At 71.3% G+C, this 11944-nt stretch carries 7 protein-coding genes; 6 read left to right on the top strand and 1 reads right to left on the bottom strand.

Annotation, left to right across the window (positions count from 1 at the left end):
* Nucleotides 1-138 precede the first annotated feature (138 nt).
* The 6 genes from ACFT41_RS08815 to ACFT41_RS08790 all read left to right on the top strand — a co-directional run bounded on the left by ACFT41_RS08815 (nucleotide 139) and on the right by ACFT41_RS08790 (nucleotide 11491).
* Nucleotides 139-1683 (top strand): sugar ABC transporter ATP-binding protein, encoded by a 1545-nt coding sequence (locus ACFT41_RS08815; RefSeq protein WP_377588533.1) that lies wholly within the window; start codon nucleotides 139-141, stop codon nucleotides 1681-1683.
* Complete coding sequence (locus ACFT41_RS08810; protein WP_377588532.1) at nucleotides 1680-2750, top strand: ABC transporter permease; 1071 nt, start codon at nucleotides 1680-1682, stop codon at nucleotides 2748-2750. The genes ACFT41_RS08815 and ACFT41_RS08810 overlap by 4 nt, the downstream gene beginning before the upstream one ends.
* On the top strand, nucleotides 2747-3739 hold the full coding sequence (gene yjfF, locus ACFT41_RS08805) for a galactofuranose ABC transporter, permease protein YjfF (RefSeq protein ID WP_377588531.1): 993 nt from the start codon (nucleotides 2747-2749) through the stop codon (nucleotides 3737-3739). The genes ACFT41_RS08810 and yjfF overlap by 4 nt, the downstream gene beginning before the upstream one ends.
* Nucleotides 3740-3767: 28 nt before the next feature.
* A complete protein-coding gene (gene araA, locus ACFT41_RS08800; RefSeq protein ID WP_377588530.1) occupies nucleotides 3768-5273 on the top strand; it encodes an L-arabinose isomerase in 1506 nt (501 codons plus the stop codon).
* Nucleotides 5274-5418: 145 nt separating this feature from the next.
* Nucleotides 5419-6447, top strand: a complete 1029-nt coding sequence (locus ACFT41_RS08795) for a LacI family DNA-binding transcriptional regulator (protein WP_377588529.1) — start codon at nucleotides 5419-5421, stop codon at nucleotides 6445-6447.
* 235 nt (nucleotides 6448-6682) lie between these two features.
* Nucleotides 6683-11491, top strand: a complete 4809-nt coding sequence (locus ACFT41_RS08790) for a family 43 glycosylhydrolase (RefSeq protein ID WP_377588528.1) — start codon at nucleotides 6683-6685, stop codon at nucleotides 11489-11491.
* A 71-nt stretch (nucleotides 11492-11562) separates the two neighbouring features.
* Here ACFT41_RS08790 and ACFT41_RS08785 read toward each other — a convergent pair whose 3' ends face one another.
* Entirely contained in the window at nucleotides 11563-11823 is a 261-nt protein-coding gene (locus tag ACFT41_RS08785; protein WP_377613771.1) for a hypothetical protein, read from the bottom strand.
* Nucleotides 11824-11944: the final 121 nt, after the last annotated feature.

Raw genomic sequence — 11944 nt, 5'->3', positions numbered from 1 at the left:
GACCCCCAGCACCCCACATACACCCCGGCCCTGCACCCGCCCGCCCCCCCCCCCCGCATCGAGTCCCGGGTGGGGCCCCCCGCCCGGGGGGGGCGGCCCCCGCCGCTCGCTTCCGCGACACACGAAAGGCCTGGTGGGATGTCGCAGAGGCATCCGGTCCTGACGATGACCGCGATCAGCAAGATCTTCCCGGGAGTACGCGCCCTCGACGGCGTCGACTTCCGCCTCTTCCCCGGTGAGGTCCACGCCCTGATGGGCGAGAACGGCGCCGGAAAGTCCACCCTCATCAAGGTGCTGACCGGCGTCTACGGCACGGACGCCGGCACGATCACCCTCGACGGTCAGCAGGTCTCCTTCGCCGGGCCGATGCAGGCCACCGCGGCCGGGGTGAGCACCGTCTACCAGGAGGTCAACCTCCTGCCGAACCTGTCGGTGGCGGAGAACATCTTCATCGGCCGGGAGCCGCGCCGGCTCGGGGCCGTCAACTGGCGCGAGATGCGCCGCCGGGCCCAGGAACTGCTGGCCCGCATCGACCTGCGCATCGACGTCACCGAACTGCTCGGCAGCTATTCCCTCGCGGTGCAGCAGATGGTGGCCATCGCCCGAGCCATCGACGTGAACGCCCGGGTGCTGATCCTCGACGAGCCCACCTCCAGCCTCGACGCCGACGAGGTGGCCCAGCTGTTGCGGATCATGCGCCAGCTGCGCGACGACGGCATCGCGATCGTCTTCGTCACCCACTTCCTCGACCAGGTGTACGGCATCGCCGACCGCATCACCGTGCTGCGCAACGGCCGCCTCGTCGGCGAGTATCCGACGGCCGAGCTGCCGCAGATCGCCCTCGTGGAGAAGATGATCGGCCACGAGCTCGACGCGCTGGAGCGCCTCGACTCCGAGGCCGGTCGGGACCGCGCGGCGGTCACGGCGGGGGAGCCCTTCGTGGCGGCGGACGGGCTGGGCCGCACCGGCTCGGTCGCGCCGTTCAGCCTCACCATCCACGCCGGCGAGGTCGTCGGGCTGGCCGGGCTGCTCGGGTCGGGGCGTACGGAGGTCGCCCGGCTGTTCTTCGGCGCGGACCGGGCCGACCAGGGTCGGCTCGCCGTTGACGGCACGCCCGCCGCGATCCGCAACCCGGTGGCCGCGATCGACCGGGGCGTCGCCTTCTGCTCCGAGAACCGCCGCACCGAGGGCCTCGTGGGCGAGCTGTCGGTGCGGGAGAACATCATCCTGGCCATGCAGGCCGCCCGTGGCTGGCTGCGGCCGGTGCCCCGGCGCAGGCAGGACGAGCTGGTCGAGCGCTACATCAAGACGCTGAGCATCCGGCCCGCCGACCCCGACATGCCGGTGCGCAACCTCTCCGGCGGCAACCAGCAGAAGGTGCTGCTCGCCCGGTGGTTGATCACCGAGCCGCGGCTGCTGATCCTGGACGAGCCGACCCGGGGCATCGACATCGGCGCGAAGACCGAGATCCAGCGCCTGGTGGCGCAGCTCTCCGACGGCGGGATGGCGGTGCTGTTCATCTCCGCCGAGCTGGAGGAGGTGTTGCGGCTCAGCCACAAGGTCGTCGTGATGCGCGACCGACGGCTGGTCGCCCAGCTCGACAACGACGACACCCTCGACGCCGACCGCGTGATGGGGGCCATCGCCAGCGGCGCGGCGCAGGAAGGGCTGGAGAAGGTATGAGCACAGCGCGTACCCGCCTCGCGGGCGTCACCGGCCACCGGCTGTTCTGGCCCCTGGTCGTCCTGGTGGTGCTGCTGGCGGCGAACACCGTCTACCGGCCGAGCTTCCTGTCGGTCGAGCTGAAGAACGGCCACCTCTACGGCAGCCTCATCGACATCGTCCGGCTCAGCGCCCCGCTCATCCTGGTCGCGCTGGGCATGTCCCTGGTGATCGCCACCGGTGGCATCGACCTGTCCGTGGGCTCCGTCGCGGCCGTCAGCGGCGCGATAGCCTGCCTCTACATCAGCGAGCAGCCCGACCAGAACAACCTCGGCGCGGTGCTCACCGCGGTGGCTGTCGCGTTCGGCGTCGCCCTGCTGCTCGGCGCGTGGAACGGGATCCTGGTCGCCGGGATAGGAATCCAACCGATCATCGCCACGCTGATCCTGATGGTCGCCGGCCGAGGGCTGGCCCAGCTGATCACCTCCGGGCAGATCATCACGATCAACAGCGAGCCGTACAAGACGATCGGGGTCGGGCACCTGCTCACCCTGCCGTTCGCCATCGTCATCGCCCTCGCGGTGACCCTGGTCGTGGCGGTGCTGACCCGCCGCACCGCCCTCGGCATGATCATCGAGGCGGTCGGCGGCAACGCCGAGGCCAGCCGCCTCGCGGGCGTGCGGTCCCGGCGGATCACCTTCCTGGTGTACGTGGTGAGCGCCGCCTGTGCCGCCGTCGCCGGGTTCATGATGACCGCGAACGTCTCCAGCGCCGACGGCAACGCCGTCGGCCTCTGGGTCGAGCTCGACGCGATCCTCGCCGTGGTCATCGGCGGCACGTCGCTGGCCGGCGGCCGGTTCTACCTCAGCGGCACCATCGTCGGCGCGCTGATCATCCAGACCCTCACCACCTCGGTGTACGCCATGAACATCGACCCGCAGACCGCCCTGCTGTTCAAGGCGGTCGTGGTGATCGCGGTCTGCCTCATCCAGGCGCCGGCGTTCCGTGCCCGGTTCCGGCGTCGGCAGGCGCCGACGGCGCCCCCGGCGGCGCCGGTCGAGAAGCAGAAGGAGCAGGTTCCGGCATGACCACGACCCCACTGGCCGCGCGAGGCCCACGGGCCTGGTGGCGGGTGCCGCAGCGGCAGGTGCCGGTGCTGGCCACCCTGGCCCTGCTGCTGGTGATGTACGGCATCGGCGTCTCGCAGTACCGCGCCTTCTCCAACATCCAGGTCGTCTTCAACATCTTCATCGACAACGGCTTCCTGCTCGTCGTCGCGGTCGGCATGACCTTCGTCATCCTGACCGGCGGCATCGACCTGTCGGTCGGCTCGGTGGTGGCGATGACCGCGATGGTGTCGGCGTCGCTGCTCGGCGACGGCGTGCACCCCGCGCTGGTGCTGCTGATCGCGCTGCTCATCGGCCCGACCCTCGGGTTCGCGATGGGCTGCGTCATCCACTTCTTCGACATCCAGCCGTTCATCGTCACCCTGGCCGGCATGTTCTTCGCCCGGGGCATGTGCACCTGGATCAGCTCGACCTCCATCCCGATCACCGACGGGTTCTGGACCTCGGCGGCGCAGGAGCGCATCCGCATCGGCGAGAACTTCGTGACCGTGAGCGTCCTGGTGGCCCTCGCGGTGGTGGCGGTCGCGGCGTACACGCTGGCCTACACCCGGCTGGGCCGCAACGTGTACGCCATCGGCGGTAACCAGCAGTCGGCGCTGCTGATGGGCCTGCCCGTGGGGCGTACGAAGATCGCCGTCTACACGATCAGCGGGCTCTGCGCGGCCATCGGCGGCATCCTGCTGTCCTTCTACACGCTCTCGGGCGCTCCGCTGATCGCCGTCGGCATGGAGTTGGACACGATCGCCGCCGTCGTCATCGGCGGGACCCTGCTCACCGGCGGCTCCGGCTACGTGTTCGGCACCGTGCTGGGGGTCCTGGTGCTGGGGGTGATCCAGACGCTGATCACCTTCGACGGCAGCCTCAGCTCCTGGTGGACCAAGATCGTGATCGGTGGCCTGCTGTTCGCGTTCATCCTCCTCCAGCGCCTCGTCGGCATCCGCAAGAAGTGACCACCCCAGTACACCGGAAGGCAACCCCATGACGAACCCATCCCCGGCCGCCGAGGTCTGGTTCCTCACCGGCAGCCAGGGCCTGTACGGCCCGGAGACCCTGCGTCAGGTGGCCGACCAGTCTCGGCAGATCGCGGCGCAGCTCGACGCCGACCCGGCCATTCCCGCCCGGGTGGTCTGGAAGCCGGTGCTCACCTCCAGCGCCGACATCCTGGCCGTCTGCCGCGACGCCGCCGTCCAGGGCGCGGTCGGGGTGATCGCCTGGATGCACACCTTCTCCCCGGCCAAGATGTGGATCACCGGCCTGGACGCGCTGCGCACCCCGCTGCTGCACCTGCACACGCAGGCCAACGTGGCGCTGCCCTGGTCCGAGATCGACATGGACTTCATGAACCTCAACCAGGCCGCCCACGGCGACCGGGAGTTCGGGTTCGTCCAGACCCGGCTGGGGGTGGCCCGCAAGACCGTGGCGGGGCACGTCAGCAACCCGAGCGTCACCGCCCGCATCGCGGCGTGGACCCGGGCGGCGATCGGGCACGCGGAGATGCGGTCGCTGCGGCTGGCCCGCTTCGGCGACAACATGCGCGACGTGGCGGTGACCGAGGGTGACAAGGTCGAGGCGGAGCTGCGCTTCGGCGTCTCGGTCAACACGTACGGGGTGAACGACCTGGTGGCGGCCGTGGACGCGGTGGCGGACGCGCGCATCGACGAGCTGGTCAAGGAGTACGACGACAGCTACCGGCTCGTCGCCGAGCTGCGCGCCGGCGGCGAGCGGCACGACTCCCTGCGTTACGCCGCCCGGATCGAGGCGGGGCTGCGCGACTTCCTCGACGCCGGCGGGTTCCGCGCGTTCACCACCAACTTCGAGGACCTCGGCGGACTGCGGCAGCTCCCCGGGATCGCGGTGCAGCGGCTGATGGCCGACGGCTACGGCTTCGGCGGCGAGGGCGACTGGAAGACCTCGGTGCTGGTGCGCACGCTCAAGGCGATGGCGGTGGGCACCAGCGGCGGCACGTCGTTCATGGAGGACTACACCTACGACCTCACGCCGGGGCAGGAGGTGGTCCTCGGCGCGCACATGCTGGAGGTCTGCCCGACCATCGCCGCCGACACGCCCGCCGTGGAGATCCATCCGCTGGGCATCGGCGGGCGCGAGGACCCGGTGCGCCTGGTGTTCGACGCCCAGGCGGGGCCCGCCGTGGTGTTGGGGCTGGCCGACATGGGGGAGCGGTTCCGGCTGGTGGCCAACGAGATCGACGTGATCGTCCCGCCGCAGCCGCTGCCGAAGCTGCCCGTGGCCCGGGCGGTGTGGCGGCCCCGGCCGGACCTGGCCGGCTCGGCGGAGGCGTGGCTCACGGCCGGCGCGCCACACCACACGGTGCTGTCGCAGGCGGTCGGGGTGGAGGAACTGCACGACCTGGCCGAGATGGTCGCCACCGAGTTGGTCGTCATCGACGCGGACACGACCACCCGTCGGTTGGCGAACGAGTTGCGGTGGAACCAGGCCTACTACCGGTTGGCCCGGGGCTTCTAGAAGGCCCGGGCCGGTCGGCCGTCCGACAGGGTGCCCGGCGTGTTCCCGGACGGGGGAGCACACCGGGCACACCGTCCGCGCAGCGAGCCTCACCGTCCGCCCTGTTGATCACGGCGGGCTACGATGGCCACGAGGGGGAGTTGCCATGGGTCAGCAGCCGGCCGCGCGTGCGGCGGTGATGAACGACGTCGCCCGGCTCGCCGGAGTCTCGCACCAGACGGTGTCGCGGGTGCTCAACAACCACCCCAGCGTCCGGCAGGAGACCCGCGAGCGGGTGATGCGCGCGGTGCACCAGCTCAACTACCGGCCCAACGCCCTGGCCCGGGGGTTGGCCGGGCGGCGCTCCCGGGTCATCGGCGTGGTCAGCTTCGACACCATCCTCTACGGCCCGGCGGCGACCCTGCTCGGCATCGAGCGCGCCGCCCGCGCCGCGGGGTACGGCATCAGCATCGTCACCCTGGAGCAGCTCGACCGGGCCGGGATGAGGTCCGCCATCGACGCCCTCACCGAGCAGTCGGTGGCGGGGGTGGTCGTCATCGCCCCGATGATGACGGCGGCGGTGGCCGTGCACGGCCTGCCCACCGGCGTGCCCGCCGTGGTGGTCGAGTCGAGTGGCGGTGCCGGTGACCTGCCGAGCATCTCCGTCGACCAGGTCGCCGGGGCCCGGCTGGCCGTCGAACACCTGCTCTCCCTCGGGCACGAGGCGGTGTGGCACATCGCCGGTCCCCGGGACTGGCTGGAGGCCCGCGACCGCGTCGACGGGTGGCGGTTGGCGCTGGAGCGGGCCGGCCGGTCCGTCCCCCCGGTCCTCGTCGGTGACTGGAGCCCCCGCGCGGGCTACGAGATCGGGCAGTCGCTGGTCGGCCGCCCGGACGTGACCGCCGTGTTCTGCGCCAACGACCACCAGGCGCTCGGCCTGCTGCGGGCCCTGCACCAGGGCGGCGTGCGGGTCCCGGAGGACGTCAGCGTGGTCGGATTCGACGACATTCCCGAGGCTGAATACCTCTCGCCGCCGCTGACCACCGTCCGGCAGGACTTCGACGAGGTCGGCCGGCGATGCGTGGCGGCCCTGCTGGAGCTGTTCGACGCCGACGGCCCGGCGGGGCGGGCCCCGCACCCGCAGGTCGCGCCGCAGCTCGTCGTGCGCGCGAGCAGCGGCGGCCGGAAGGACTGACCGCACGCCCGCACCCGGCGCACCGCGAGGGCCGCGTCGGTCCTTCACGGTGCCGGCTGGCCCGAAAGGCGCGCGGGCACCGGGCCGGTGGTTGCCCCCTGTCCGGGGCGCAGCGATCCTGTTAGCGCGCACATACCCAGCGTTGTTCCTGGTGGGACCCTTGACTCGGGGGTTTTGTAGCGCAGAGAATTCGGGCTTGTTAACGCTCACACCCCCGCCACCACGAGGGAACCCCATGCGCGAAGCAGCTCCCCCGGAAACGCGAACCTTCTCCCCGATCCTCTCCCGGCGCCGCGCCCGGCCGCTCGTCGCCGGGGTGCTCCTCGCCCTGGTCGCCGGGCTGCTGCCCGCCACCGCCGCGCCGGCCGCCGCGGCCGACGTGACCGACGGCCTGCTGGTGCGCTACGACCTGACGCAGACCACCGGCACGACCGTCACCGACAGCTCCGGCCACGGCAACGACGGCACGCTCGCCGGCGGCGGCACCTGGACCGGCCAGGGCGGTCTCGTCCTCGACGGCGTCGACGACCACGTCAAGCTGCCCGACAACATCATGGCCGGGCTGTCGTCGATCACCGTCGCCGTCGACGTGCTCGTCGACCCCACGCAGCAGACCCCGTACTTCATCTGGGGCCTCGGCAACCCGGCGACCTCGAACTCCGGCACCGGCTACCTGTTCACCAGCGGCGACGCCTTCCGCACCGCCATCACCACCACCAACTGGTCCGGTGAGAAGGTGACCGGCAAGGGCGCGAACCTCGCCCGGGGCGTGTGGAAGTCCGTCACCTACACGCAGACCGGGACCACCGGCACCCTCTACGAGGACGGCGTGCAGGTCGCGCAGAACACCGGCGTCACGGTGCTGCCCAGCGCCGTCGGCAACGGCACGACGACCAACAACAACCTCGGTCGGTCCAACTACGCCGCCGACCGGCTCCTCAAGGGCCGGGTGGCGAACTTCCGCATCTACGACCGGGCCCTCGCCGCCGACGAGGTGGCGACCATCGCGCTGCCCGACTCCACCCGCGTCGCCGCCGACACCACCGCCCTCGACCTGGGCGACCTCTCGGCCGTGACCGGGAAGCTCACCCTGCCCACCACCGGCACGTACGGGTCGGCGATCGCCTGGTCCTCCAGCGCCCCGGGCACCATCGGCGCGACCGGCGAGGTGACCCGCCCCGCCCCCGCCGACGGACCCGCCACGGTCACCCTCACCGCCACCGTCAGCCGGGGCACCAGCAGCGACACCAGGGCGTTCACCGCCACCGTGCTGCCCAACGAGAACGACCAGACGCGGGCCGAGGCGGCGGCCGCCGCCCTGTCGCTGGTGAACGCGGGCGACGTACGTGGCAACCTGACCATGCCGACCACCGGGATCAACGGCGCGACCGTCGCCTGGCGCTCCGCCCAGCCGGCGGTCGTCAGCGCCGACGGCGTCGTGCAGCGCCCCGCGCACGGGGCGGGCGACGTGAAGGTCACCGTGACCGCCACCGTCACCGTCGGCACGGCCACCGCCGAGCGGGCCATCGAGCTGACCGTCCGCGAGCTGCCCGAGGCCGCTCCGTACGCCGGCTACGCCTTCAGCTACTTCACCGGCAACTCCATCGCCGGGGAGAAGATCTACTTCGCGGCCAGCCAGGGCAACAACGCCCTGCGGTGGACCGAGGTCAACGGCGGCCAGCCGAAGCTGGAGTCGACGTTCGGCACCCTGGGCCTGCGCGACCCGTTCCTGATCCGCAGCCCCGAGGGGGACCGCTTCTTCCTCATCGCCACCGACCTGTCCATCGGTCGCAACGGCAACTGGGACGTCGCACAGCGCCAGGGCAGCCGGTATCTGGAGGTCTGGGAGTCCACCGACCTGGTGAACTGGTCGGAACAGCGGCACATCCCGATCTCCCCGCCCACCGCCGGCAACACCTGGGCACCCGAGGCCTACTGGGACGCCGCCCGCGGTGAGTACCTCGTCTTCTGGGCATCGAAGCTCTACGCCGAGAACGACCCGAACCACACCGGCAACACGTACAACCGGATGCTGGCCGCGACGACGCGGGACTTCGTCACCTTCAGCGAGCCGACGATCTGGCAGGACCCGGGCGACTCGCGCATCGACTCCACGGTCATCCGGGAGGGCGACACCTACTACCGGTTCACCAAGGACGAGGGCGGCGGTGGCACCGGCTGCTCCGACATCATCCAGGAGAAGTCGCCCTCGCTGACCGCCGTCGACCTGCCCGGCAATCCCGCCTGGACCGTGCTCGACTCCTGCATCGGCCGCGACGCCGGCACCTCCGCCGTCGAGGGACCCACGGTCTTCAAGGCCAACCCGGGCGACACCTCCGGCTCGGACTACTACCTGTTCGTCGACGAGTACGGCGGCCGGGGCTACATCCCGCTGGGCACCAACGACCTGGAGAACCCGGACTGGAAGGTGCCGGCCTCCTACGATCTGCCCGCCAGCCCGCGGCACGGCACCGTCATCCCGGTCACGAAGAAGGAGCTCGACGCCCTCAACGACGCGCCGCCGCCGGTGCGCGCCAACGCCGACGGCGTCGTCGCCCACTACGCCCTCGACCAGGCCACCGGCGCCACCGTCACCGACGACTCCGGCAACGGCTACGACGCGAAGCTCGCCGGCGACGCCAGTTGGGGCGGCGGCAGCCTCGCCCTCGGCGGGACCAACGGTCACGTCGCCCTGCCCGACAACATCATGGCCGGCCTCGACGAGATCACCGTGTCGATGGACGTGAACATGGCCACCGACCAGGCCACGCCGTACTTCATCTGGGGGCTGGGCAACACCGACTCCGGTGGCGTGGGCAACGGTTACCTCTTCACCAGCGGCAACAACTACCGGACCTCGATCAGCCTCGGTAACTGGACCGGCGAGCAGACGGTCAACGGTGGCAGCGCCGTGCCCCGGGGCGTGTGGAAGACCCTCACGTACACCCTGGACTCGGCCGGCACCGCCCGGATCTACCTGGACGGGGTGCGGGTCGCCGAGAAGACCGGGCTGACAAACCGCCCCGGTGACATCGGCGGTGGCCGGACCACGGCCAACTACATCGGCCGCTCCCAGTACGCCTCCGACAAGTACCTCAAGGGTCGGGTGCGCGACTTCTCCCTCTACAACCGGGCGCTCACCGACGCCGAGGTCGCCGGGCTCGGCGCCAACGGCACCAGCGTCGTGGCGGTCGAACTCGACAGCCTCAAGGTCCCCGCGATCGTCGACGCCGCCAGCAGCACCATCACGCTGCCGGTCAGGCCGGGCACCGACGTGACCACCCTCGCCCCGACGTACGTGGTCGCGCCCACCTCGACCGTCACGCCCAGCGGCGCGCGGGACTACTCGCAGCCGGTGACGCTGACCGTGACCAGCGCGGCCGGGGCGACCCGCGAGTGGACCGTGCGGGCGGTGCAGATGCGCTCGCCGGTGCTGCCCGGGTTCAACGCCGACCCGAACATCGTGCGGTTCGGCGAGACCTACTACATCTACGCCACCACCGACGGCTTCCCAGGCTGGGGCAGCTCGAAGTTCACGGTCTGGTCGAGCCGTGACCTGGTCGACTGGACCGAGCACGACACGATCCTCGACCTCGGGCCGGACATCACCTGGGCCGACAGCAACGCCTGGGCGCCCGCCGCGATCGAGAAGAACGGCAAGTACTACTTCTACTTCTCGGCACAGCAGAACATCGGCGTCGCCGTCGCCGACTCGCCGCTCGGGCCGTTCGTCGACCCCATCGGCAAGCCGCTGGTGAGCAAGGCCGACTACAACAACGCCCAGCAGATCGACCCGGCGGTCTTCACCGACGACGACGGGCAGAGCTACCTCTACTGGGGCAACGGCACCCCGTACGTGGTCCCGCTCAACGACGACATGGTCTCCTACGACGTCGCCAAGCGGGTGCGGCTGACCGGCCTCACGGACTTCCGCGAGGGCCTGTTCATGCACAAGCGCGCCGGGACCTACTACCTGTCCTGGTCGATCGACGACACGGGCAGCGAGAACTACCGCGTCGGCTACGGCACCGGCACCAGCCCGGTGGGGCCGTTCACCGCCAAGGGGGAGATCCTCACCAAGGACCCGAGCCAGGGCATCCTCGGCACCGGCCACCACTCGATCCTCCAGGTGCCGGGCACCGACGAGTGGTACATCGCGTACCACCGGTTCGGGATCCCCGGCGGCGACGGCACGCACCGGGAGACCACGATCGACCGGCTGTACTTCAACGCGGACGGCACGATCAAGAAGGTCGTGCCGACGCTGGGCAGCGTCGACCCGTTGCGCTACGAGGGCGGGCAGCCACAGGCCACGGTCTCCGACGCGGGGGCCGATGGGTGGTACGGCGCGGACGCCGCCCTGACCATCACCGCGGGCTCCGGCGTGAAGCTGGTCGAGTACCAGATCGACGGCGGTGGCTGGTTCCCGTACCGTGAGCCGGTGGACCTGCCGGCGGGCAGCCACCGCATCGACTACCGGGCCCAGGGTGTCAACCTCTTCTGGAGCGACGCGTGGTCCCTGCCGGTCAAGGTGGACGAGACCGTGCCGACCGTGCAGGCGTACCTGGTCGAGCGCAAGTTCGTGGTCAACGCCAGCGACGTCGACTCCGGAGTGGCGCGTATCGAGTACCGGATCGACAAGGGCGCCTGGCAGCCCTACCTGGCCCCGGCGCGGATCGACAGCTGCGCGCACGTGATCCGGTACCGGGCGTACGACGTGGCCGGCAACGTCAGCCGCGAGCGGGCCCTCAAGGTGCCCGCGCTGGGCGACCCGGCCAAGGCCACGAAGCTCCCGTCGATCAGCGGGACGGCCAAGGTCGGCAAGACCCTCTCGGCCAGCCCGGGGACGTGGGACCAGAAGAAGCTGACGTTCTCCTACCAGTGGCTGCGCGGCGGCAAGGTCATCGCCGGGGCCACGGGTAAGTCCTACGTGCCGCGGGCCGCCGACGTCGGGTACCGGCTCTCCGTGCGGGTGACGGCGACCCGCTCGGACCTCCAGCCCGGCACGGCGACGTCGAAGGAGACCGCGAAGGTCAGTAGGTAACAACCGGGTTCCATCGCCCGCGCACCGAAGGCCACCTTCCCTGGGACGGGAGGTGGCCTTCGGTGCGCGGGCTACCCGCGGCGGCCGACGGCCGCCAGGACCCGGGCCAGCCGGCGTACGCCCTCGTCGAGCTGCGCGGCGCCGGCGGCGGCGTAGGTCAGGCGCAGGAATGCGGCCGGCGGCTCGGCGGCGTGCCAGGGCTGCCCGGGGAAGACGACGACGTGTTCGGCGGCTGCCACGGTCGCCATCACCGCCATCACCGCCATCACCGCCATCGCCGCCATCGCCGCCGCGCTGCTGGTCCTGCTCTGCGTCGCCCTGACCCAGCGCACCCGCGCCGCGCGGGTCGTTCCGGCTCCGGCCGAGGGCCGGGGGCCCGCGCGCGGGACGCCGGTCCCCCGCCCCCGGTGCCGCCGGTAGACGGCGCCGCCGAAGCCCACTGACTTTAAAACA

Source organism: Micromonospora sp. NPDC057141 (genome assembly GCF_042670805.1).
Taxonomy (GTDB): domain Bacteria; phylum Actinomycetota; class Actinomycetes; order Mycobacteriales; family Micromonosporaceae; genus Micromonospora.
Note: the sequence above shows the minus strand (reverse complement) of the source record. Positions and strands in the feature narration are given on the sequence as shown.